Raw genomic sequence first — 23,110 nt, 5'->3', positions numbered from 1 at the left:
AGCGCCACAGGGAGGTGCTTTTGTCCACTGTCGTCATCAAGCGGCCACCGCGCCGGCCCGCCCCGGAGATCCCGGTCGGCGAGCTGCCCGTGGCGGGTCCGCCCGAGATCCCGGTGGTCACCGGCGGACGCTGGCAGCAGGCGCTGATGGTGCTGCCGATGCTCGGTGGCACGGTGGCGATGGCGATGATGTTCGGCCGGGGCGGCGGCGCCTACTCGTACGTGGTGGGCGCGATGTTCGGGCTCTCCTCGGTGGCGATGCTGATGACCTCCTGGGGCAGTGCCACCGGCAGCCCGGGGAAGTCGGAGATGATGGCCGCCCGCCGGGAGTACCTGCGGCACCTGACCACCCTGCGGCGACGGGTCCGGCAGACCGCCCGGCAGCAGCGGGCCGGCCTCTACTACCGGCATCCCGACCCGGGCCGGCTCTGGTCGACGGTGGACAGTCACCGGGTCTGGGAACGCCGGCCGGGCGACCCCGACTTCGGCGTGGTGCGGGTCGCCGTCGGTCCGCAGACGTTGGCCACCCCGCTGGTGCCGCCGGTCACCCGACCGCTGGAGGAGCTGGAACCGATGACCGCGGGGGCGCTGCGGCGGTTCCTCGACGCGTACTCGGTGGTGCCGGACCTGCCGGTGGCGCTGTCGCTGCGCAGCTTCGCCCGGGTCTTCGTCCGGGGTGGGCAGCCGGCCGGCCCCGGCGGGGCGGCGCGGAGCGTCGGCACCGGCTCGCCCGACGCGCAGGCGCTGGCCCGCGCGATGCTCCTCCAGCTCGCCGTCTTCCACGCCCCCGACGAGCTGCTCGTCGCCGTCTGCGCCGGCCCGGAACGGCGTCGGCACTGGGAGTGGGTGAAGTGGCTGCCGCACGCCCACCACCCGAGCAGGGTCGACGCGCTCGGTCCCGTCCGGCTGGTCACCAGCTCCGCCGTCGACCTGGAACGGCTCCTCGGCGACGTGCTGGCCAGCCGGTCCCGGTTCAGCCCGGCCGGGCCGGCCACCGACGGCCCGCACGTGGTGGTGCTCCTCGACGGCGGTGACCTGACCGACGCCACCGAACTGACCGGCGACGGCGGCATCGACGCGGTCACCGTACTCGACCTGGACACCCCGCCGCCGCGCCTGCTGGACCGGTTCGCCCTGCTGCTGGAGATCCGCGCCGGCCGGCTGCACTCCTGGTCGGCCGAGGGGCACGCCGAGGTGGGCACCGCCGACCGGCTGGACGTGGTCGACGCGGAGGCGGTCGCCCGGCGGCTCGCCCCGCTGCGGCTCGCCGCCGTCGCCCGGGGCGCCGAGGCCGCCCCCGGGGCCGAGCCCGGCCTCCCCGAGCTGCTCGGGCTGGGCGACCCGGAGGGGTTCACCGCCGACCAGGGGTGGTTGCCCCGGTCGCCCCGGGACCGGCTGCGGGTGCCGATCGGGGTCGGCCCGGACGGCGGCGCGGTCGAGCTGGACCTCAAGGAGTCGGCGCAGGACGGGATGGGCCCACACGGGCTGCTGATCGGCGCGACCGGTTCCGGCAAGTCGGAGTTGCTGCGAACCCTGGTCCTGGCGTTGGCCGCCACGCACAGCTCGGAACAGCTCAACTTCGTCCTGGTCGACTTCAAGGGCGGGGCCACCTTCGCCTCCTTCGACCGGCTGCCGCACACCGCCGCCGTGATCACCAACCTGGTCGACGCGCTACCGCTGGTCGACCGGATGGTGGACGCCATCAACGGCGAGCTGATGCGCCGCCAGGAGCTGCTGCGCCGGGCCGGCAACTTCGCCAGCCTGCGCGACTACGAGCGGGCCCGGACGGCCGGCGCGCCGCTCGCCCCGCTGCCGTCGCTGCTGCTGGTCTGCGACGAGTTCTCCGAACTGCTCTCGGCCAAGCCGGACTTCATCGACCTGTTCGTGCAGATCGGCCGGCTGGGCCGGTCACTCGGGGTGCACCTGCTGCTGGCCAGCCAGCGGCTGGAGGAGGGGCGGCTGCGCGGCCTGGACACCCACCTGTCGTACCGGATCGGGTTGCGGACCTTCTCGGCGCTGGAGTCCCGCACGGTGCTCGGGGTGCCTGACGCGCACGAGCTGCCCCGCTCCCCCGGGCACGGCTACCTGCGCGCCGGCACCGACCCGTTGGTGCGGTTCCGGGCCGCGTACGTGTCCGGTCCGCTGCGTCGGCACGGCGGTCCGGTCGGGGGCGGCGGTGGGGCGGCCCGGCTGCTCGCCTTCACCACCCATGTCGTGCCGGTGCCCGAACCGGCCGCCCCGGTGACCCCACCTGTCGTCGAGGAGGCGTCAGGGAGCCTGCTCGACACGCTGGTCGGCCGGTTGGCCGGGCAGGGGCCGCCGGCCCACCAGGTGTGGTTACCGCCGCTGGACCTGGCACCGGCCCTCGACGAGCTGCTCGGCCCGCCCGGCGTCGACCCCGAACGGGGGCTGACCTTCGCCAACCCGGAGCTGCACGGCGGCCTCCAGGTGCCGGTGGCGGTGGTCGACAAGCCGTACGAGCAGCGCCGCGACCTGCTGTGGTTGGCGTTGGGCGGGGCCGCCGGGCACGTGGCCGTGGTCGGCGCGCCGCAGAGCGGCAAGTCGCACGCGTTGCGGACGCTGGTCTGCGCGCTGGCGCTCACCCACACCCCGACCGAGGCGCAGGTCTACTGCCTGGACTTCGGCGGCGGCGGGTTGACCGCGCTGCGGGAACTGCCGCACGTGGGCGGGGTCGCCGGCCGGGCCGACCCGACCGTGGTCCGGCGGACGGTCGGGGAGGTCGCCACGTTGCTCGCCGAACGGGAACGCCGCTTCACCGAGCTGGGTGTGGAGTCGATGGCGGCGTGGCGCAAGCGGCGGCGGGAGCTGGCCGCCGCCGGTCAGCCCCCTGTCGACCCGTTCGGTGACGTGTTCCTCGTCGTCGACGGCTGGGCCACCCTACGCGGCGAGTACGACGACCTGGAACCCCTGATCACCGACCTGGCCACCCGGGGCCTGTCCTACGGGGTGCACGTCGTGGCGAGCGCGGTGCGCTGGCTGGATTTCCGGCCCGGCATCCGGGACCTGTTCGGGTCCCGGTTGGAGCTGCGCCTGGGTGACCCGTCCGACTCGGTGGTGAAGCGGGTGGCGGCGGCCGGCGTGCCGGAGCAGGCGGGGCGGGGGATCACCGCGCAGAGCCTGCACTTCCTCACCGCCCTGCCGCAGCTCACCGGCGGGGACACCGCGGATCTGGTGAAGGCGGTGGCGGGTGCCTGGTCGGGGCCGGTCGCGCCCCGGGTGCGGTTGCTCCCGCCGGTGCTGCCGTACGCCGACCTGGACACCTCGACCGGCACCGGCCTGGCGTTCCCGGTCGGGATCGCCGAGGCGGACCTGCGGCCGGTGCTGCTCGACTTCGCCACCGAGCCGCACTTCGTGGTCTTCGGCGATGCCGAGTGCGGCAAGTCGTCGTTCCTGCGGGCGCTGGCCACCTCGATCGTCACCCGGTTCACCCCGGAGCAGGCCCGGGTGATCCTGGTCGACTACCGGCGGAGCCTGCTCGGCACGGTCGAGACCGACCACCTGATCGGGTACGGCACGGCGGCGGCGCACACCACCGAGCTGATCGAGTCGGTCGCCGGTTACATGCGCGGGCGGCTGCCCGGCCCGGAGGTCACCCCGGCGCAGTTGCGGGACCGTTCCTGGTGGTCCGGCCCGGAGTTGTTCATCCTGGTCGACGACTACGACCTGGTGGCCAGCGGCCCGGCGAACCCGCTGCGCGGGCTGGAGGAGCACCTGCCCCAGGCCCGGGACGTCGGCCTGCACCTGGTGCTGGCCCGCCGCTGCGGTGGCGCGGGCCGGTCCCAGTACGAGCCGGTCGTGCAGCGGTTGCGGGAGCTGTCCACCGCCGGTCTGGTGATGAGCGGCAGCCCCGACGAGGGGCAGCTGGTCGGCGCGGTCCGTCCCGGTCCGCTGCCGGCGGGGCGTGGTCGGCTGGTCACCCGGCGCGAGGGGGTCCGCCTCGTTCAGCTGGCACATCTTCCGCCACCGTGATCCGGGTGTGCCGGAACGTGCCGTGTCGGCAGCCGGAACCGGTAATCTCCGAGCAGCATGTGTCCCACGTGATGAATGGCTGACGATGTGACCAGGGTTCGGCAGGGCTCTCCGACGGCGCTGCACCGGTTCGCCGGGCGGGCGCTGCTCGGTGTCGCGGCGACCACCGTCACCGTGCTCGGCACGGCCCCGCCGCCCGCGTCCGCTGCGCCTCTGCCGTCGTCCACCCTGGTCGGGGCACGGGCCGAGCCCGACTTCGCCCCGGTGCAGGCGCGCGCCGACCGGGTCCGCGACGACCAGTTCCAGCTCGACGAGTTGAACGCGGCGACCGCCTGGCGTACCTCGACCGGGCGGGGCGTCACGGTGGCGGTGATCGACTCCGGGGTGGACGGCAACCATCCCGACCTGGTCGGCCAGGTGCTGCCCGGCATGGACCTGGTCTCCCCCGGCGGCGGTGACGAGCCGGACCCGGTGGGGCACGGCACCACGGTGGCCAGCCTGATCGCCGGGCGGGGCGACGACCGGCGGGGGGTGGTCGGGCTCGCGCCGGACGCCCGCATCCTGCCTGTCCGGGTGCTCGACGACGAGAACCGCTACGACGACGCGATGATTGTCGCCAAGGGTGTGCGCTGGGCGGTCGACAACGGCGCCCGGGTGATCAACCTTTCCCTGGGCGGCAGCGGCGACAGCCCGGCCCTGGCCGCCGCGCTGGACTACGCGTTCGCCCGGGACGTGGTGGTGGTCGCCTGCACCGGCAACGTCGCCACGTCCACCACCTCGCAGGTCTGGTACCCGGCGCGGGAGCCGGGGGTGATCGCGGTGGCCGGTCTGGAACGCGACAGCGAGAACCTCTGGTCCGGTTCGATCACCGGTCACGCCACCACGTTGACCGCTCCGGCGACCGGTCTGGTCGGGGCCCGCCCGCCGAGCAACTACTGGGGCGTGCAGGGCACCAGTTTCGCCGCGCCGCTGGTCACGGCGACCGCCGCCCTGGTTCGCGCCCGCTACCCGCAGATGTCCGCCGGGGACGTGGTGAACCGGCTGCTGAGCACCGCGAAGGACATCGGCCCCGTCGGCCGGGACGACCGTTTCGGGTACGGCCGGGTCGACCCGGTGGCCGCGCTCACCGCCGACGTGCCGCTGATCGGCTACAACCCGCTGGACGACAACGACTCCCCCGGGGTGGTCGGGTTCGGGCCGGCGCCCGGTTCCGCCGACGACGCCCGCGCCGGTGGCACCGGCAGCGACCCGCTCGGGTTCGCCGCGCCCCGCCAGCAGACCCGGTGGACGGCGCAGCCGGCCGGTGCCGCCGGCGAGGACGCCCCCCGTCGGCTGTGGACGGGTGTCGCGGTCGTGGCCGCACTGGTCACCGGGGTCGCGATGATGGTCCGTCGGTTCCGGCTGCGGAGTCGTTGAACCGGGCCTGAGCGCGGGTTCGGGTGGGTAGAGCAGGGCGCATGAGTTCCTCCGGTCCGCGTACCTCCGTGTCCCCGTCGGCCCGGTCCTGGCGGGACCGCCGCCTGGACCGGGACCGTTCGCTCGGGTTGCGGCTGACCCTGGCGTCGGCGGCGGCGTTCCTGGTGCTGGTGCCGTTCGCGCTGCTGGCGGTGCTGGTGGTCGGGGCCTGGCCACCGCTGCACGACCTGGACGCGGCGGTCACCGACGCCCTGCACCGGTTCGCCGCCGACCATCCGCTGTGGGTGCGGGCGATGACGGCGTGGACGCACCTGGCCTCGCCGGGACCGCTGCGGGTGGCCGCGCTGGTCGTGGTGGTGTGGCTGTGGCGTCGCGGGGCCCGCCGGCTGGCGCTCTGGGTGGTCACCACGATGGCCGTCGGCGGGGCGTTGGGGGCGGTGCTGAAGCTGCTCGTCGGCCGGGACCGCCCGGAGCTGCTCGATCCGGTGGCGCGGGCCGCCGGGTTCTCCTTCCCGTCCGGGCACGCGCTGAACGCGACCCTCGCGGCGGGGGTGCTGCTGCTGGTGTTCCTGCCGTTCGCCAGGGGTCGTCCGGCGGTCCGGGTGGCGCTGTGGACGGTAGCCGTGCTGCTCGTCGGGGTGACCTGTCTGAGCCGGGTGGCGCTGGGTGTGCACTGGGTCAGTGACGTGCTCGGCGGCTGCCTGCTCGGGGTGGCGGTGGTGGCGGCCACCGCGGCGGCGTTCCGTACCTGGCGGGAGCGGGTCGGGCTGCCCGACGGCCGGGCCACGGTCGACGGGGTCGCGCCGGAGCAGACCGACCCGCACGCGTAGCGGCCCCGCGCTCCGGGTACTGGGCGGCCATGTCCACCATCGCTGCGCAGGTCGCCAAGCGGGTGCTCGTTCCGGTCGCCCTGCTGCTCTCGTTCATGGTCCTGCTCGGGCTGCTGGTGACCCGGGTCCTCGACGACGTCTGGCCGTTCACCGTGGAGGACGCGGTCAACCGCGAACTGGCGGCCGACCGGACCGGGGGGTGGAACGACGTCTCACTGGTGTTCAGCACGCTGGCCAGCACCCAGCTGATCGTCGTGGTCACCGTGCTGGTGGCGCTGGTGCTCCGGCTGGTGCTGCACCGCTGGCGGGAGCCGCTGTTCCTGTGCGCGGCGGTGAGCGCCCAGGCGCTGGTCTTCCTGCTCACCACGCTGGCCATCGACCGGCGTCGGCCGGCGGTGGAGCACATGGACGTCTCGCCGCCGACGTCGAGTTTCCCGTCCGGCCACACCTCGGCGTCGGTCGCCCTCTATGTCGGCATCGCGCTGCTGCTGGCGCTGCGGGCCCGGAGCACCGCCGGCAAGGTGACCTGGTGGACGCTGCTGGTGCTGGTCCCGGTCGGGGTGGCGGTGACCCGGATGTACCGGGGGATGCACCATCCGAGCGACGTGGTGGCGTCCTTCGTCAACGGCGGCACCTGCGTGGCGATCATGGCGCGGGCGGTGCTCGACAGGTCGCTGACCTGGGGTCGGGCCAAGCTGCCCGGCCTCACCCCGGCCGGTGGTGACGCCCCGGCCACCGCGCCGGCCGGCGGCTGACCACCCGGCGACGACGCCCCGGCCCCGGCCGGTCCAGCCACGTCCGGGGGCTCAGGTGCAGTCGCCGGTGCCCACTCCCCGGGTACGCTCCGCGCCGGCCAGCGCCACCGGCCGGGCCTCCTCGGCGGTCACCGCGAAGCCGGTGTTCGGGTCGTCCGCCGCCGCCGCGAAGATCACCCCGAGCACCAGCCCGTTGGAGGAGACCAGCGGCCCGCCGGAGTTCCCGCTGCGGACCAGCGCCCGGATGGTGTAGATCTCCCGGTTGACCTTGCTGGCGTTGTAGATGTCCGGGCCCTCGATCCGGTCGACGTCGCGGATGCGGGCCGGGCGGGCGTCGTACGGGCCGTCGAGCGGGAAGCCCAGCACGATCGCGTCCGCCCCGCTGCCGGCCTGCCCGGCGGCGAAGCGCAGGGACGGACCGGGCAGCCCCGGCACGTGCAGCACGGCGAGGTCGCGGTCCGGGTCGTAGACGACGACCACCCCGTCGTACCGTTCGCCGCGCAGCTCGACCGCGACGGAGCGGGTGCCCGCGACGACGTGCGCGTTGGTCATCACCCGGTCGTCGGCGTAGACGAAGCCGGAACCCTCGATCCGGCGCGAGCAGCTCGGCGCGGACCCGAGCACCTTCACCACCGCCCGCTGGCTGTTCGCCACCACCTGCGAACCGGCGAGCGCCGGGTCCGGCGGGGCGACCTGCCGGGCCGAGGTGCGGCCCAGCCCGTTGAAGACGTCGGGGAAACCGTTGGTGTCGACGGTGTCGCGCAGCGCCGTGGACAACTCCTGGGCCTGGTCGGGCAGGACCCGGTCCACCACGGTCAGCAAGGCGCTGTTCTTGACCGAGGCGGCCAGCCAGGGCAGCGACGAGGAACCCAGCGGCACGGCGACCAGCCAGGCCACCAGCATCACCGCGAGGATCGAGACGAACGCGCCGCCGATGTCGTCGGCCCGCCTGGCGACGTCGTTGGTGATCGTGCGGCGCAGGTGGGAGCCGAGCCAGCCGGCCAGCGCCTGGCCGAGGACGGCGAGCCCGAAGACGGCGACCAGGGAGACCAGCACCCGCGTCCCGCTGTCGATGAACTGGCGGGCGAGCATCGGCCCGACCTGGAGTCCGATGAGCGCGCCCAGGAAGAACCCGGAGAACGACAGCGCCCCGATGACGAAGCCCTGACGGTATCCGCTGATCGCGAACACGAGCATGAGCAGGAGCAGAACGAGATCCACGGCCGACACCGGTCAAGGGTACGTGCACCGGACACCCGTACGGCGCTGCGGCTGCGGAACGTAATGATCAGGTCAGCGGACCGGCCAGTTCGTCGGCCCTGTCGGTGCCGGCGGAGGGGGCCGGGGTGGCACCGGACGGCGGTAGTTCGACCACCCGCGACCGGGGCCACGGACGGGCCCACCCGGCCATCTCCAGCAGCGCGGCGAGCACCCCGGCGGTGAAGCCCCAGACCAGCATCCCCCGGACGGAGAACGCCGGGCCGGTCCAGCCGCTGGGGTGGCGGACCCGCATCCGGTTGGCCGGGTCGACCAGTTCGGCGACGGGCAGCCGGGCGACGTGCGCCACCTCGGCCGGTTCCCGGGGGTGCACCGGGTGCGGGCTGTGCCACCAGGCCAGGACCGGAGTGACCACGAACTCGCTGACCGGAATCCAGAGCCTCGGCAGTTCGGCGAGGACGGTCACGCTGGCCGGGTCGAGGTCGACCTCCTCGTTGGCCTCACGCAATGCGGTGGCCCGGGCGTCGGCGTCCCCCGGGTCGGCCGCGCCACCGGGGAAGGCCGGCTGGCCGGCGTGGTTGCGCAGGGTGGCGGCCCGCTGGAGGACCAGCACGTCGGGGCCGACGCCGGGCTCCTCGCCGAGCAGCACCAGCACCGCGCTCTCCCGGCCGCCCTGCTCGGGGGTGGTCAGCCGGGTGAAGTCCTCGGCCCGGGCGGTGCCGAGCCGGCCGAGCAGCGGATCGAACCAGGACGGTGGACGGCGGTTCATCGGACCGGCCCGGCACCGGCGGTCGGTCTCACGCGGGCACCGCCAGGCCGAGGTGCCGGTGGACCAGGTCGGCGAGGCGGGCGTCGTCGAGCGCGCCGGAGGTGTCGGTGTGGGCGATCCGCCCCTTCGCGTCCACCAGCAGGGTCAGCGGCACCGCCGTGCGGCGCAGCTCCCGTTGCAGGGCCTCCCCCTGGTCGAACAGGACCGGGAAACGGATGCCGAAGTCCTCGCCGACAGCCTGTGCGCCGTCCCGGCTGTCCCGGCTGTTCACCCCGATCACCTGGAGCTGGCCGGCGGCGCGGACGCTGAGCCGTTGGAAGGCCGGCAGTTCCTTGCGGCAGGGCGGGCACCAGGAGGCCCACACGTTGATCACGGCCGGGCCGTGGATGTCACGCAGCGCCACCGGGGCACCACCGGTGAAACAGGAGAGCACCAGTTCGGGCAGGGGGCTGCCGCCGCCGTCGGCCGCAGCCGGGCTGCCGGCCGTACCGCTGCCGTCGCCGGCACCGGCGGACCCGGTGGGGGCGGCCGGGCCGGACCGGGCGGCGGACCCGGACGGGGCGGCGGTGGTGCCGGTCGGGGCGGTCAGGGTGGCACAGTCGGCGAACGGCGAGGGGCGCGCGGCGCGGGTGGGGCCGGCGGCGGAGCCCTCCTGGCCGGTGGTGGCGGTGCAGCCGGCGAGCACCAGCAGCACCGGGACGAGCAGCGCGGCGAGCCGGGGTTTCACGGCGCCTCCGCAACGGCGGCCTGCGCGGGCACCAGCTCCGGGTCGACCCCGGCGGCGACCGCGAGCTCCCGGGCGCGGGGCCCCTTGAGCAGCTTGGCGGCGGCGGCCGGCTCGGTCGGCCCGAGCCCGTACGACGGGCAGAGCCGGGTCAGGGTGCACGCCCCGCAGGCGGGTTTGCGGGCGTGGCAGACCCGTCGGCCGTGGAAGATGATCCGGTGGGAGAGCATGGTCCACTCCCGCTTGGGGAACATCGCCCCGATCTCGTGTTCGATCTTGACGGGGTCGGTCTGGATGGTCAGCCCCCAGCGCTGCACCAGCCGCTGGAAGTGGGTGTCGACGGTGATCCCCGGTACGTCGAAGGCGTTGCCGAGGATCACGTTCGCCGTCTTGCGGCCGATCCCGGGCAACGTCACCAGGTCGGCCAGCCGGCCGGGGACCCGGCCGTCGTACCGCTCGGTCAGGACCTGCCCCAGCTTGATCAGCGAGTCGGTCTTGTTGCGGTAGAACCCGGTCGGCCGGATCAGCTCCTCCAGCTCGCCCCGGTCGGCCCCGGCGTAGTCGGCCGCCGTCGGGTAACGGGCGAACAGCTTCGGGGTGACCTCGTTGACCTTCTTGTCGGTGCACTGCGCGGAGAGGATCGTGGCGACGGCCAGCTCCAGCGCGGTGGTGTGGTCCAGTTCGCAGTGGGCGTCCGGGTGCGCCTCGGTCAGCGCCCGGCCGATCCGCCGGGCACGCCGGGTACGGCCGAGATCCGTCTCGACCCGGCCGGGAGAGCTGATGGTCACGCCGGCCAGCCTACGTCGCCGCCCCGACGGGCCGCCGGAGCACGCCCCCGGTCAGCCGGCGTCGGGCGGGCTGATCTTCCCCTTGCCGTCGAACCGGGCGGCGGTACGCGGGAAGTCGTTGGTGCTGAGCTGCTTGACCAGGCCGAGGCCCTGCCCGGCGGGGTCCAGCCCTGGCTTGCCCACCGAACTCATCCGGGTGGAGGTGAACGAGCCACCGGCGAAGCTGCCGTCGGGCTTGAGGGAGACCTTCAGCACCCCGCCCCAGCCGAGCCGGCCGGTCGGGTTGAGCGACCGGGCGCCGCCGGCGAAGTTGCCCAGGCTGTACGCGATCAGCCGGCCCTGGTAGAACTCCATCCCGCGCAGCACGTGCGGGCCGTGACCGACGATCAGGTCGGCCCCGGCGTCGATCATGGCGTGGGAGAACTTCACCGGGTCCCCCCGGTTCTCGCCGAGGAACATTTCGGTGCCGGGCCGGACCCGGGTCTTGTCCGACCCCTCGGCCCCCATGTGCACCTGCACCACGACCAGGTCGGCCATGGTGGCGGCCTTCTCGACCACCTCCGTGGCGGCGTCGATGTCGACCAGGCTGTTCGACCACGGGTACGACGAGAAGCCGGCCACCGCGACCTTCACCCCGCCGACCTCGACCACGGTGATCTGGTCGGGTGCGCCGGTGTGCTTGAGGCCGTGCTGCTCCAACGCCTGCTGGGTGTTCTCATAGCCCTGCGGGCCGAAGTCGTAGCCGTGGTTGTTGGCCTGGTTGAGCAGCTGGAACCCGGCGTCCTTGAGGTGCCCGGCGTACTCCGGCGGGACCCGGAACTGGTAGCAGTTGCTGGCGTTCGCGCCGCACTTGCCGGTGCCGGTGTCGGTGGTGAGCGGCTCCTCCAGGTTGCCCATCACCAGGTCGGCCTTGAGCGCGCCCTTGACCTCGTCGAAGAAGCCCTTGCCGCCGTTGGCGGGCAGCCGGGACGGGGCCATCCCCATCACGATGTCCCCGGTGGCCGACAGGGTGACCGACCCGTCCTTGTCGGCCGCCCCGGTGGTCGGCACCGGGGAACCGGTGGCGCCACCGCCGCCGCCCGGTCGCCAGACCGGGGCCGGGGTGTCGGACGACTGGCCGCAGCCGGCGAGGAGCACGGCGAACAGCGCGCCACAGGCGAGCGCGGCGCGGCGACGGGGACGGGGCTGGAGGAAGGCGGCAGAGTACATCGCCCGCGACGCTACCGGGTGGCGAATCGACCGACGACGGGCCGATCGGACGGAAGTTCAGCCCGTCCGCCGCTGCGACCACGGCACGCAGGGCGCCGCGCCGCCGTCCCGCACGGCCGCGTGGACGGCGCGGGCGAGCGGCCCGCCCCAGGTCGACCGGGGGCCGCCGTAGGGCTCGGCCGGGTCGCCCGCCGGGCAGAGCACGGTGACCGCGTCGGTGGGCGTGCCGGTGCCCGGCAGGCCCAACTCCCCGATCGCCTGGCACTTGGCCTCGGTGGCGGTGGCGACCGCGTTCACCAGCGCCGCGTCGCCGAGCGCCGCCGGCACGTACACCACGATGTTGACCGTGCCCACCCGCTGCGCCGGGGCGTGGGCGGGGTCGGGGGCGGCGGCCCACAGGGGGGTGCCGAGGCCGACGGTGACCCAGGCCCGGACCCCGGTGTCGGTGCGGGTCACCACCTCGGCGACGTCGACGCCGGTGAGCAGGCCGACCCCGGGTCCGTCGAGGTCGAACCGGGCGGCGAGCGCGGCCAGGTGGGCCGCCGGGTCGTCCCGGTGGTACGACATCGGCACGGTCGCGTTGAGCACCCAGTTGCGCGGGCCGACGCCGCCACCGAGCGGGCCGGAGCTGACCGCCCTTAGCGGGACGCGGGCCCGCCAGACGAGCACCGGAATGTCCCACCCGTCCTCGTGGCGGTGGGTCAGCACCGGGTCGCTCAGCACCCGGACACCCTACGACCGGGGGTGGTGAACGCCGGTGACCAGGTGGTTCGGGCGGACGATCATAGTGCCCGATCGGGTCGGTGAGGTTACGCCCAACGATCAAGATTCCAGGGGTGCAGCTCTGATTCGTCCTCACGTGCGCCTAGACTTGGCGGCGCGCGAGGGATCAGCGGACGGCGGACCCGGCCGAGGGACGGCAACGCGCAACCGGAGGTGCGCGATGGACGAGGTACTGGCCCGCAGCGGGATCTTCCAGGGTGTCGACCCGGAGGCTGCCGAGGCGCTCGCCAAGGAGATGGAGACGATCGACGTCCGTAAGGGCGAGATCGTGTTCAACGAGGGCGAGCCCGGCGACAGTCTCTACATCCTCCTGTCAGGCAAGATCAAGGTCGGGCGGCGGGCAGCCGACGGCCGGCAGAACCTGATCGCGGTGATGGGCCCGTCGGACATGGTCGGTGAGCTGTCGCTCTTCGACCCCGGCCCGCGTACGGCCACCGCCACCGCGGTCACCGACACCCGCCTGGTCCGGCTGCGCAAGCAGGCGCTGCGGCCCTGGCTGAACAACCGGCCCGAGATCGCCGAGCAGCTGCTGCGGGTGCTCGCCCGCAGGCTGCGCCGGACGAACGACTCGCTGGCCGACCTGATCTTCACCGACGTGCCGGGCCGGGTCGCCAAGAACCTGCTCCAGATGGCCGGCCGGTTCGGCACCCGCGACGGCGGCGTGCTGCGGGTGACCCACGACCTGACCCAGGAGGAGATCGCCCAGCTCGTCGGCGCCTCCCGGGAGACGGTCAACAAGGCGCTCGCCGACTTCGCCTCGCGGGGCTGGCTGCGGCTGGACGGCAAGAGCATCATCATCCTCGACCCGGAGCGTCTCGCCCGCCGCGCCCGGGTCTGACCGGCACCGCGTACGCACCCCGAGCCAGGGCCGCCCCCACCGGCGGCCCTGGCTCGTCGGCATGCCGGCCCGGTTCCGCCCGCCCCGGTCGGCGACGGCCCGCTCTGCCCGGCGCAGAATCGCTCGACAACCCGCTCCGCCGGGCGCAACCCTGGACCGGTGCTGGAACGGGTAGCGGTGCTCTCCGACGTCCACGGCGCGTTGCCCGCGCTGGAGGCGGTCCTGGCCGAGCCGGAGGTGGCCGCCGCCGACCTGGTCGTGGTCACCGGTGACGTGGCGGCCGGCCCGCAGCCGGTCGAGGTGTTGGACCTGCTGACCGGGCTGGGTGACCGGGTCCGCTGGGTGCGCGGCAACGCCGACCGGGAGCTGGTGCAGGCCCGCGCCGGCCGGCCGTCGGAGCACGACGTCTCGAACTGGGCGGCCGACCAGCTCCGGGCCGACCAGGTGGCCCTGCTGGGCGCGCTGCCGCTGACGTTCACCCTTCCGGTCGCCGGTCTCGGCCCGGTGCTCTTCTGCCACGCCACGCCCCGCGACGACGAGGAGGTGGTACTGGTCGACTCCCGACCCGCCCGCTGGGCCGAGGTGTTCGCCGGGCTGCCCGCGTCGGTGCGCACCGTGGTCTGCGGGCACACCCACATGCCGTTCACCCGGCTGGTCGACCGCCGCCTGGTGGTCAATCCGGGCAGCGTGGGCATGCCGTACGGCGGGCCGGGGGCGTACTGGGCGCTGCTCGGCCCGGGGGTGCAGCTGCGGCGTACGCCGTTCGACGTCGACGCGGCCTGCGCCCGGGTCGCCGCCGAATCGACCTATCCGGACGCCGCCGCCTGGGCGGACGAGTACCTGCGTTCCCGGCACAGCGACCTCGACGCGCTCACCGCCTTCGCCCCACGCGACGGCCGCTGACCGGCCACCCGGCACCGGGCCGGACCAGCGGGCCCGGCCGGGGTCATCCGGAGCCGAAAAAAGTCAGGCTTGACTGTTTGTTTCGGCGGCGGCACGCTGTTCCCGTGTCCACCCCGTCGACCCGCGTCCCCCAGCAGGAACGCAGCCGCGCCACCCGGGCCCGGCTGCTGGAGGCGACCGTCGACTGCCTGGTTCGGTACGGCTGGTCGGGCACCACCACCACCGTGGTCGCCGCCCACGCCGGCGTCTCCCGGGGCGCTCAACTGCACCACTACCCCACCAAGGCGGCCCTGGTCACCGCCGCCGTCGCCCACCTCGCCGAGCGGCGTGCCGAGGAGCTACGCGCCGAGGCCGAGGCACTGCCGGTCGGGCCGCAACGCCTCGACCGGGTGGTCGACCTGCTCGGGGTCGCCTTCACCGGGCCGCTCTTCGTGGCCGCACTGGAGCTGTGGGTGGCCGCCCGTACCGACCCGGAGCTGCGCGATGCGCTGGTGCCGCTGGAGGCACGGGTGGGCCGGGAGATGCACCGGCTCACCGTGGCGCTGCTCGACGTGGACGAGCGCCGCCCCGGCGTCCGCGAGGCCGTGCAGGCCACCCTCGACCTGCTCCGTGGGCTCGGCGTGGCCAACCTGCTCAACGACGACTCGGTCCGGCGCACCGCCCTGCTGCGCACCTGGAAGCACCAGCTCGCCACCCTGCTCGCCCCCGCAGCACCGGGCGACGACGGGCCGGCCTGACCCGACGACCGCCGCGCAACCGCCGCCGACACCGGACCCCACGACCCGACGCCCGCGCCACCACCGGACCCCGACCCCGACGACCGCACCTGACCCGTACGCACCGGCCCACCCGACCGGAGGCACCATGGTCGACCCGACCGCACCGCCCGCCGACCTGACCGACGAGTCAGGGCAACCCGACGCGCCCGTCGCCGGGCCGCCCCCGACCGCCGCCGCGTGGCCCGACATGACGTCGGCCCCCACCGGCCCGCCGGGGGACGGCCGCACGCCCCGCGCGGGCGCAGCCGGGACGGCCGTCCGGTGACCGGGGTGCTGCGGGTCGGCAACGCGTCCGGCTTCTACGGCGACCGGTCCACCGCCTGGCGGGAGATGCTCGACGGCGGTGAGCTGGACGTGCTGACCGGCGACTACCTGGCCGAGCTGACCATGCTGATCCTCGGCCGGGACCGGCTGCGCGACCCCGCCCTGGGCTACGCGAAGACCTTCCTGCGCCAGCTCGAAGGGTGTCTCGGCACCGCCCTCGACCGGGGGGTACGGATCGTCACCAACGCGGGCGGGTTGAACCCGGCCGGGCTGGCCGCTGCGATCGGCGCGCTCGCCGACCGGCTCGGCCTCACCGTCCGGGTCGCCCACGTCGAGGGTGACGCCCTGGCCCGGCCGGACGCGCTCACCGCCAACGCCTACCTCGGTGCGTTCGGCATCGCCGCCTGCCTCGACGCCGGGGCGGACGTGGTGGTCACCGGGCGGGTCACCGACGCCTCGCTGGCGGTCGGGCCGGCCATCGCCCGGTTCGGCTGGCGGCGGGACGACCTGGACGCGCTGGCCGGGGCGACCGTCGCCGGGCACCTGATCGAGTGCGGGGCGCAGGTCACCGGGGGCAACTTCAGCTTCTTCACCGAGCTGCCCGACGGCGGGCACCGGCCCGGCTTCCCGATCGCCGAGATCCACCCGGACGGCTCGTCGGTGCTCACCAAGCACCCCGGCACCGGCGGCGCGGTCACCGTCGAGACGGTCACCGCCCAACTGTTGTACGAGGTGGGCGGCCCCGACTACCTCGGCCCGGACGTGGTGACCCGGCTGGACACGGTACGGCTGCACCCCGACGGGCCGGACCGGGTCCGGGTGCACGGGGTCCGGGGCACCCCACCGCCGGCCACCCTCAAGGTGGGGGTCAACAACCTGGGCGGTTTCCGCAACACGATGACGTTCGTGCTCTGCGGGTTGGACATCCCGGCCAAGGCCGCCCTGGTCCGGGGGCAGGTCGAGGCGGCGGTCGGCGCGGACGGGCTGGAGTTCACGCTGGCCCGTACCGACCACGTCGACGCGGTCGACACCGAGACGGCGAGCGCGCTGCTGCACGTACACCTGCGCGACGGTGACCGGGCGCGGGCCGGGCGGGCGTTCTCGGCGGCGGCGGTGGAACTGGCCCTCGCCTCCTATCCGGGGTGCACGCTGACCACCCTGCCCGGCGACGCCACCCCGTACGGGGTGTTCACCGCCGACGCGGTGCCGCAGGCCGACGTGCCGCACGTGGCAGTCCTGCCGGACGGCACCCGGCTGTCGATCCCCCCGCCCGAGACGGTGGCACCGGCCGTGGCCGCGCCGACGCCCGACAGCGCGGGCCCGACCCCGGCGGCCGGGCCGACCCGGCGGGGGCCGCTGGGTGAGCTGGTCGGGGCCCGGTCGGGTGACAAGGGTGGCGACGCCAACCTCGGCGTCTGGGCGCGTACCGACGCCACCTGGGAGTGGCTGCGCGGATGGTTGACCGTCGACCGGCTGACCGGGCTGCTGCCGGACACGGCCGCGTTGACCGTCGAACGGTACGAACTGCCGCACCTGCGGGCGGTCAACTTCGTGCTCCGGGGGCTGCTCGGGCCGGGGGTGGCCGCCTCCACCCGGTTCGACCCGCAGGCCAAGGCGCTCGGCGAACTGCTCCGCTCCCGCATCGTCGACCTGCCCGCCGCCCTCACCCCCGGACCGCCGGCAGCCGGGGAGGCCGACCGGTGACCATCGTGGACACCCCGGAGCGGCGGCAGTTACGGGAGCTGACCCGGGCCTTCGTGACCCGGGAGGTGCTGCCCCACCTGGTCGACTGGGAACGGTCCGGTGAGGTCCCGCGCGCGCTGCACGCCACCGCCGCGAAGCTCGGCCTGCTCGGCGTCGGCTTCCCCGAGTCGGTCGGCGGCAGCGGCGGCGACCTGCTCGACTCGATCGTGGTCACCGAGGAGATCATCCGCTCCGGCGGCTCGTCCGGGCTGGTCGCGGCCCTGTTCACGCATGGCATCGCGCTGCCGCACATCGTCGCGGCGGCCGGTGGGCGGACCGGCGGCACGCTCGGTGGCCGGCTCGCCGCCCGCCCGTCCGCCGCCGACGATCCCCTGGTCAACCGGTACGTCCGGCCGACGCTGGCGGGTGAGCTGATCGGCGCGCTGGCGATCACCGAACCGGACGCCGGCTCCGACGTCGCCGCGATCCGCACCACCGCCCGCCGCGACGGCGACCACTACCTGGTGAACGGGACGAAGACGTACGTCACCAGCGGGGTACGCGCCGACTTCGTCACCACTGCGGTCTGCGGCGACTTCCCCGGCAGCGGATCGCTTCACCTGCTGGTGATCGACAAGGGCACCCCCGGGTTCACCGTCGGCCGGAAGCTGGACAAGCTCGGCTGGCACTGCTCGGACACGGCCGAGCTGTCCTTCGTCGACGTGCGGGTGCCGGTGGGCAACCGGATCGGCGAGGAGGACACCGGCTTCCTGGCGATCATGCAGGGCTTCGCCGCCGAGCGGCTCTCCCTGGCCACCCAGGCGTACGCGACCGCGCAGCGCTGCGTGGAGCTTTCGACCCGCTGGTGTCGGAACCGGTCCACGTTCGGTCGTCCGCTGGCCGGCCGGCAACTGGTCCGGCACCGGCTGGCCGAGATGCACACCCGCGCCGAGGCGGCCCGCGCGTACGTGCACCAGGTGGCCGCCCGGGTGGCGGCGGGCGAGCCGGTGGTGACCGAGGTGGCGATGGCGAAGAACGTCGCGGTGGCCGCCTGCGACCAGGTGGTCGACGCCGCGCTGCAACTGCACGGCGGCTTCGGCTACCTGCGCGACGCCGAGGTGGAGCGGCACTACCGGGACGCCCGCATCCTCGGCATCGGCGGCGGCACCACCGAGATCATGAACGAGATCATCGCGAAGGGCCTGGGCCTGTGAGCGCGAGGAGTGAGCCGGGTCTGCGAGCCCCGCAGTCGCGAACGAAAGACGGACCTGTGAGCGCGAGGAGTGAGCCGGGTTTGCGAGCCCCGCAGTCGCGAACGAAAGACGGACCTGTGAGCGCGAGGAGTGAGCCGGGTTTGCGAGCCCCGCAGTCGCGAACGAACGGGGGAGATCTATGACGACGCTGGAGAGTGCGGTCGATCCGGCCGCGCCGGCTTTCGTGGCCAACCGGGAGGCGCTGCGGGAGCGGCTCGCCGAGTTGGACGCCGCCCTCGACCGGGCGCGGGCCGGCGGCGGCGAGAAGTACGTGGCCCGGCACCACGGGCGCGGCAGGCTGCTGCCCCGGGAGCGGATCGAGTTGCTGCTGGACCGGGACAGCCCGTTCCTGGAGTTGTCGCCGGTCGCCGGGTACGGCACCGACTTCCCGGTCGGGGCGAGCGTGGTCACCGGCATCGGGGTGGTCGAGGGCGTCGAGTGCCTGGTGGTCGCCAACGATCCGACGGTACGCGGCGGCGCGGTGAACCCGTGGTCGCTGGCGAAGACCCGGCGGGCCGGCGAGATCGCCCTGGCGAACCGGCTGCCGATGGTGAACCTGGTGGAGAGCGCCGGGGCGGACCTGCCCACCCAGGCGGAGATCTTCATTCCGGGCGGCCGGGTGTTCCGTGACCTGACCCGGCTCTCCGCCGCCGGCATTCCCACGGTCAGCGTGGTCTTCGGCAACGCCACCGCCGGTGGCGCGTACGTGCCGGGGATGTCCGACCACGTGATCATGATCCGGGACCGGTCGCAGGTCTACCTGGCCGGGCCGCCGCTGGTGAAGATGGCCACCGGCGAGGTCACCGACGACGAGTCGCTGGGTGGCGCGGCGATGCACGCCGGCACGTCCGGCCTCGCCGACCAGCTCGCCGAGGACGAGCGGGACGGCATCCGGCTGGCCCGGCGCTGCGTCCGCCGGTTCAACTGGCGCAAGCAGGGTCCGCCGCCGCGCAACCCGACGCCGACCCCACCGAGGTACGACCCGGAGGAGCTGCTCGGCATCGTCAGCGCCGACCTGAAGGTGCCGTTCGACCCGCGTGCGGTGCTGGCCCGGATCCTCGACGGCAGCGAGTTCGACGAGTTCAAGCCGGCGTACGGCACCGCCCTGGTCACCGGCTGGGGCGAGCTGCACGGCTACCCGGTGGGGGTGCTGGCGAACGCCCGGGGGGTGCTGTTCAGCGCGGAGGCGCAGAAGGCGGCCCAGTTCATCCAGCTCGCCAACGCCGCCGACACCCCGCTGGTCTTTCTCCAGAACACCACCGGCTACATGGTCGGCACCGAGTACGAGCAGCGTGGCATCATCAAGCACGGTGCCCTGATGATCAATGCGGTGGCGAACTCGACGGTGCCGCACCTGACGGTCAACCTGGGTGCCTCGTACGGTGCCGGCAACTACGGCATGTGCGGCCGGGCGTACGAGCCGAGGTTCCTGTTCACCTGGCCGAACGCGAAGTCGGCGGTGATGGGTCCGGCGCAGTTGGCCGGGGTGCTGTCGATCGTCGCCCGGCAGGCCGCCGCCGCCCGGGGCCGGGACTACGACGAGGACTCCGACGCGGCGATGCGGATGATGGTCGAGCAGCAGATCGAGTCGCAGTCGGGGGCGCTGTTCCTGTCCGGCCGGCTCTACGACGACGGGGTGATCGACCCCCGGGACACCCGTACCGTCCTCGGGCTCTGCCTGTCGGCGATCCACAACGCACCGGTGAAGGGCGCCGACGGCTTCGGCGTCTTCCGGATGTAGCCACCAACGAAAGGCAGGGGTTCGTGATTCGGAAACTGCTGGTGGCCAACCGGGGGGAGATCGCCCGCCGGGTCTTCGCCACCTGCCGGGCGCTGGGCGTGGCGACGGTCGCCGTGCACTCCGACGCGGACGCCGACGCGCCGTACGTGGCCGAGGCCGACGAGGCGGTCCGGCTGCCGGGGAACACGCCCGTCGAGACATACCTGCGGATCGACCTGATCCTGGACGCGGCCCGGCGCACCGGCGCGGACGCCGTCCACCCGGGTTACGGGTTCCTCGCCGAGCACGCCGGCTTCGCGGCGGCGGTGACCGACGCGGGCCTGACCTGGGTCGGTCCGCCGGCCGGGGCGATCGCCGCGATGGGCGACAAGATCGCCGCGAAGGAACTGCTCGCCGGGGCGGGGGTGCCGATGCTGCCCACCTGGACCGACGGCGACGCGGTCACCGACTTCCCGGTGCTGGTCAAGGCGTCCGCCGGGGGTGGCGGCCGGGGGATGCGCGTCGTCCGCGACCCGGCCGACCTGCCGGCGGCCGTCGACTCGGCGCGCCGCGAGGCCGCCGCCGCGTTCGGCGACGGCACGGTCTTCGTCGAGCGGTACGTCGAACGCGGCCGGCACGTCGAGGTGCAGATCTTCGGCGACACCCACGGTACGGTGGTGGCCCTCGGCGAGCGGGACTGTTCGATCCAGCGGCGGCACCAGAAGATCGTCGAGGAGGCCCCGGCGGTGCTGCCCGACGGGGTCCGGGAGCGGCTGCACGCGGCGGCGGTCGCCGCCGGGCGGGCGGTCGACTACGTCGGGGCGGGGACGGTGGAGTTCCTGCTCGCCCCGGGCGGCGAGTTCTTCTTCCTGGAGATGAACACCCGGCTCCAGGTGGAGCACCCGGTCACCGAGGCGGTCACCGGGCTGGACCTGGTCCGGCTGCAACTGCTGGTTGCCGAGGGCGGTGCGCTGCCGGTGCCGGCGACCCCGCCGCCCGACGGCCACGCCATCGAGGTACGCCTCTGCGCGGAGGACCCGACGCAGGGGTTCCGGCCGGCCACCGGCACGCTGCACCGGTTCACGGTGCCCGGGGTGGCCGGTGAGTTCACCCCGACCCGGGGCCTGCGGCTCGACTCGGGGGTGGACGCCGGGTCGACGGTGGGCGTGCACTACGACTCGATGCTCGCCAAGCTGGTCGCCTGGGCGCCGACCCGGGCCGAGGCGGCCCGGTCGCTCGCCGGGGCGTTGGCCCGCGCCGAGTTGCACGGGGTGGCCACCAACCGGGACCTGCTGGTGCGGGTGCTGCGCAGCGCGGAGTTCGGCGCGGCGCAGGTGGACACCGGGTTCCTGGACGCGCACGCCGAGGTCTTCGCGCCGCTGCTGCCGGCCGACCGGCTGCCGGTCGCCGCGCTGGCCGCCGCGCTGGCCGGGGCCGCCGCGCGTCGGGCCGACGCCCCGGTCCTCGCCGGGCTCCCGTCGGGCTGGCGCAACGTGCCGGCCGTCCCCCAGTCCGTCCGGTACGCCACGGCGACCGGGGACGAGATCGAGGTGCGCTACCGGCTGGACCGGTCCGGCGCGCTCGCCGAATGGTCCACCGACCCGACCGCCGCCGCACCGCCGATGGTGGAGTTGGTGGCGGCGGCACCGGAGCGGGTACTGCTCGACGTGGCCGGGGTACGGCGGGTGTTGCGCGTACACCGGGCGGGGTCGACGGTCTTCGTGGACGGCCCGGACGGGGCGGCGGAGCTGACCGAGCTGCCCCGCTTCCCGCTGCCCCGCGCGGCGTTGGCGGTCGGTTCGCTGCTCGCGCCGCTGCCCGGCACGGTCACCCGGGTGCACGTGGTGGCCGGTCAGCCGGTCGCCGCCGGTGACCTGCTGCTGACCCTGGAGGCGATGAAACTGGAACATCCCGTGCTCGCCCCGACCGACGGCGTGGTCGCCGACCTGCCGGTGCCCGCCGGCGGGCAGGTCGAGACGGGTGCGGTGCTGGCCGTGGTCAACCCCGAGGAGGCACCCCGATGAACTTCGACCTCACCCCCGAGCAGGACCAGCTCCGCGACGCCGTCCGCGCGCTGGGCCGCCGGTACGGCCACTCCTACTTCGTCGAGAAGGCGAAATCCGGCGGGCACACCACCGAGCTGTGGGAGGAGGCCGGCCGGCTCGGCTACCTGGGGGTGAACGTCCCCACCGAGTACGGCGGCGGCGGTGGCGGCCTCACCGAGCTGGCCATCGTCTGCGAGGAGTTGGCCGCCGCCGGCTGCCCGTTGCTGCTGCTGGTGGTGTCGCCGGCCATCGCCGCCACGGTGATCAACCGGCACGGCACCGAGGAGCAGCGCAAGCGGTTCCTGCCCGGGTTCGCCGACGGCTCGCTGAAGGTGGTCTTCGCGATCACCGAGCCGGACGCCGGGTCGAACTTCCACCGGCTCGGCACGGTGGCCCGCCGCGACGGCGACGACTGGCTGCTCTCCGGCCGCAAGTGCTACATCTCCGGCGTGGACGAGGCACAGTACGTGCTGGTGGTGGCCCGGACGGAGGACGCGACGACCGGAAAGCTCAAGCCCGCGCTGTTCGTGGTGCCGACCGACGCGCCCGGGTTGACCCGGTCCAAACTGGACATGGAGATCGTCTCTCCGGAGAACCAGTTCCTGCTCTATCTGGACGACGTCCGGCTACCCGCCGACGCGCTGGTCGGCGGGTCGTTGGACGCCGGCCTGCCGGCGTTGTTCGCCGGGCTGAACCCGGAGCGGATCACGGTCGCCGCGATGGGTGTCGGCACCGGCCGGTACGCCATCGAGCGGGCCACCGACTACACCGCCACCCGCAAGGTCTGGGGTGGGCGGAGCATCGGCGCGCACCAGGGCGTGGCGCACCCGTTGGCGCACGCGGCGGTGCAGGTGGAACTCGCCCGACTGATGATCCACAAGGCGGCCACCCTGTACGACGCGGGCCGCGACCTGGAGGCCGGGGTGGCCGGCAACATGGCCAAGTACGCGGCCGGGGAGGCCGCCGCGTTGGCCGTGGACACCGCCGTGCAGGCCCTCGGCGGGGCCGGCATGACCACCGAGTACGGCGTGGCGACGCTGCTCGGCGCGGTCCGGGCCGGACGGATCGCCCCGGTCAGCCGGGAGATGATCCTCAACTTCGTCGCCCAGCACGTGCTGGGGCAGGAGAAGTCCTACTGATCCGT

19 protein-coding genes are annotated in these 23,110 nt (G+C 74.3%); 13 read left to right on the top strand and 6 right to left on the bottom strand.

Annotated elements, in window-relative coordinates; genetic code table 11:
- Positions 1–20: 20 nt before the first annotated feature.
- The 4 genes from eccCa to ACWCHM_RS31185 all read left to right on the top strand — a co-directional run bounded on the left by eccCa (position 21) and on the right by ACWCHM_RS31185 (position 6,990).
- Positions 21–3,989 (top strand): type VII secretion protein EccCa, encoded by a 3,969-nt coding sequence (gene eccCa, locus ACWCHM_RS31200; protein WP_454220979.1) that lies wholly within the window; start codon positions 21–23, stop codon positions 3,987–3,989.
- A 75-nt stretch (positions 3,990–4,064) separates the two neighbouring features.
- The gene (mycP, locus tag ACWCHM_RS31195) at positions 4,065–5,405 is read left to right on the top strand and encodes a type VII secretion-associated serine protease mycosin (RefSeq protein ID WP_204957440.1); all 1,341 of its coding nucleotides are present in this window, start codon (positions 4,065–4,067) and stop codon (positions 5,403–5,405) included.
- Positions 5,406–5,446: 41 nt separating this feature from the next.
- Entirely contained in the window at positions 5,447–6,235 is a 789-nt protein-coding gene (locus tag ACWCHM_RS31190) for a phosphatase PAP2 family protein (RefSeq protein WP_454220978.1), read from the top strand.
- A 29-nt stretch (positions 6,236–6,264) separates the two neighbouring features.
- Positions 6,265–6,990, top strand: a complete 726-nt coding sequence (locus ACWCHM_RS31185; protein WP_204957438.1) for a phosphatase PAP2 family protein — start codon at positions 6,265–6,267, stop codon at positions 6,988–6,990.
- A 51-nt stretch (positions 6,991–7,041) separates the two neighbouring features.
- Here the strand turns inward: ACWCHM_RS31185 and ACWCHM_RS31180 are convergent, their stop codons facing one another.
- The 6 genes from ACWCHM_RS31180 to ACWCHM_RS31155 are packed head-to-tail and all read right to left on the bottom strand — an operon-like array spanning position 7,042 to position 12,421.
- Positions 7,042–8,220 (bottom strand): MarP family serine protease, encoded by a 1,179-nt coding sequence (locus ACWCHM_RS31180; protein WP_204957437.1) that lies wholly within the window; start codon positions 8,218–8,220, stop codon positions 7,042–7,044.
- A gap of 58 nt (positions 8,221–8,278) precedes the next feature.
- Positions 8,279–8,977 carry an NUDIX hydrolase gene (locus tag ACWCHM_RS31175; protein WP_204957436.1) on the bottom strand — a complete coding sequence of 233 codons (699 nt, stop codon included), beginning with the start codon at positions 8,975–8,977 and terminating at the stop codon, positions 8,279–8,281.
- 28 nt (positions 8,978–9,005) lie between these two features.
- Positions 9,006–9,704: a TlpA family protein disulfide reductase gene (locus ACWCHM_RS31170; RefSeq protein WP_454220975.1), complete on the bottom strand. Its 699-nt coding sequence runs from the start codon at positions 9,702–9,704 to the stop codon at positions 9,006–9,008.
- On the bottom strand, positions 9,701–10,489 hold the full coding sequence (gene nth / locus ACWCHM_RS31165) for an endonuclease III (RefSeq protein ID WP_204957434.1): 789 nt from the start codon (positions 10,487–10,489) through the stop codon (positions 9,701–9,703). The genes ACWCHM_RS31170 and nth overlap by 4 nt, the downstream gene beginning before the upstream one ends.
- Before the next feature lie 51 nt (positions 10,490–10,540).
- Entirely contained in the window at positions 10,541–11,698 is a 1,158-nt protein-coding gene (locus ACWCHM_RS31160) for a CapA family protein (protein ID WP_204957433.1), read from the bottom strand.
- Positions 11,699–11,755: 57 nt separating this feature from the next.
- Entirely contained in the window at positions 11,756–12,421 is a 666-nt protein-coding gene (locus tag ACWCHM_RS31155) for an adenosylcobinamide amidohydrolase (RefSeq protein ID WP_454220973.1), read from the bottom strand.
- Between the two features lie 220 nt (positions 12,422–12,641).
- On the opposite strand from ACWCHM_RS31155, the gene ACWCHM_RS31150 reads away from it, so the two are divergent.
- The 9 genes from ACWCHM_RS31150 (at position 12,642) to ACWCHM_RS31110 (ending at position 23,105) form a co-directional block, all read left to right on the top strand.
- Positions 12,642–13,319 carry a Crp/Fnr family transcriptional regulator gene (locus ACWCHM_RS31150; protein WP_067306583.1) on the top strand — a complete coding sequence of 226 codons (678 nt, stop codon included), beginning with the start codon at positions 12,642–12,644 and terminating at the stop codon, positions 13,317–13,319.
- 159 nt (positions 13,320–13,478) lie between these two features.
- A complete protein-coding gene (locus ACWCHM_RS31145) occupies positions 13,479–14,222 on the top strand; it encodes a metallophosphoesterase family protein (protein ID WP_281902273.1) in 744 nt (247 codons plus the stop codon).
- 104 nt (positions 14,223–14,326) lie between these two features.
- Positions 14,327–14,959 (top strand): TetR/AcrR family transcriptional regulator, encoded by a 633-nt coding sequence (locus ACWCHM_RS31140; RefSeq protein ID WP_204957430.1) that lies wholly within the window; start codon positions 14,327–14,329, stop codon positions 14,957–14,959.
- Between the two features lie 127 nt (positions 14,960–15,086).
- Positions 15,087–15,266 (top strand): hypothetical protein, encoded by a 180-nt coding sequence (locus ACWCHM_RS31135; RefSeq protein ID WP_454220970.1) that lies wholly within the window; start codon positions 15,087–15,089, stop codon positions 15,264–15,266.
- Between the two features lie 65 nt (positions 15,267–15,331).
- Positions 15,332–16,969, top strand: a complete 1,638-nt coding sequence (locus ACWCHM_RS31130) for an acyclic terpene utilization AtuA family protein (protein ID WP_454223229.1) — start codon at positions 15,332–15,334, stop codon at positions 16,967–16,969.
- Complete coding sequence (locus ACWCHM_RS31125) at positions 16,966–18,162, top strand: acyl-CoA dehydrogenase family protein (RefSeq protein WP_454220968.1); 1,197 nt, start codon at positions 16,966–16,968, stop codon at positions 18,160–18,162. Before ACWCHM_RS31130 ends, ACWCHM_RS31125 begins: the two co-directional genes overlap by 4 nt.
- A gap of 178 nt (positions 18,163–18,340) precedes the next feature.
- On the top strand, positions 18,341–19,942 hold the full coding sequence (locus tag ACWCHM_RS31120) for an acyl-CoA carboxylase subunit beta (protein ID WP_454220966.1): 1,602 nt from the start codon (positions 18,341–18,343) through the stop codon (positions 19,940–19,942).
- Positions 19,943–19,965: 23 nt separating this feature from the next.
- Entirely contained in the window at positions 19,966–21,945 is a 1,980-nt protein-coding gene (locus tag ACWCHM_RS31115) for an ATP-binding protein (RefSeq protein WP_454220964.1), read from the top strand.
- Positions 21,942–23,105 (top strand): acyl-CoA dehydrogenase family protein, encoded by a 1,164-nt coding sequence (locus tag ACWCHM_RS31110; protein WP_204957426.1) that lies wholly within the window; start codon positions 21,942–21,944, stop codon positions 23,103–23,105. The genes ACWCHM_RS31115 and ACWCHM_RS31110 overlap by 4 nt, the downstream gene beginning before the upstream one ends.
- The last annotated feature ends 5 nt before the right edge of the window (positions 23,106–23,110 follow it).

Source organism: Micromonospora sp. SCSIO 07396 (genome assembly GCF_053667945.1).
This window is presented reverse-complemented; position numbering and strand designations above follow the sequence as displayed.

Excerpts from the sequence above, each read along its gene's own strand:
- mycP (WP_204957440.1), top strand. The coding sequence starts at position 4,065 with ATGGCTGACGATGTGACCAGGGTTCGGCAGGGCTCTCCGACGGCGCTG.
- ACWCHM_RS31190 (WP_454220978.1), top strand. The coding sequence starts at position 5,447 with ATGAGTTCCTCCGGTCCGCGTACCTCCGTGTCCCCGTCGGCCCGGTCC.
- ACWCHM_RS31185 (WP_204957438.1), top strand. The coding sequence starts at position 6,265 with ATGTCCACCATCGCTGCGCAGGTCGCCAAGCGGGTGCTCGTTCCGGTC.
- ACWCHM_RS31175 (WP_204957436.1), bottom strand. The coding sequence starts at position 8,977 with ATGAACCGCCGTCCACCGTCCTGGTTCGATCCGCTGCTCGGCCGGCTC.
- ACWCHM_RS31160 (WP_204957433.1), bottom strand. The coding sequence starts at position 11,698 with ATGTACTCTGCCGCCTTCCTCCAGCCCCGTCCCCGTCGCCGCGCCGCG.
- ACWCHM_RS31150 (WP_067306583.1), top strand. The coding sequence starts at position 12,642 with ATGGACGAGGTACTGGCCCGCAGCGGGATCTTCCAGGGTGTCGACCCG.
- ACWCHM_RS31135 (WP_454220970.1), top strand. The coding sequence starts at position 15,087 with ATGGTCGACCCGACCGCACCGCCCGCCGACCTGACCGACGAGTCAGGG.
- ACWCHM_RS31130 (WP_454223229.1), top strand. The coding sequence starts at position 15,332 with ATGCTCGACGGCGGTGAGCTGGACGTGCTGACCGGCGACTACCTGGCC.
- ACWCHM_RS31120 (WP_454220966.1), top strand. The coding sequence starts at position 18,341 with ATGACGACGCTGGAGAGTGCGGTCGATCCGGCCGCGCCGGCTTTCGTG.
- ACWCHM_RS31110 (WP_204957426.1), top strand. The coding sequence starts at position 21,942 with ATGAACTTCGACCTCACCCCCGAGCAGGACCAGCTCCGCGACGCCGTC.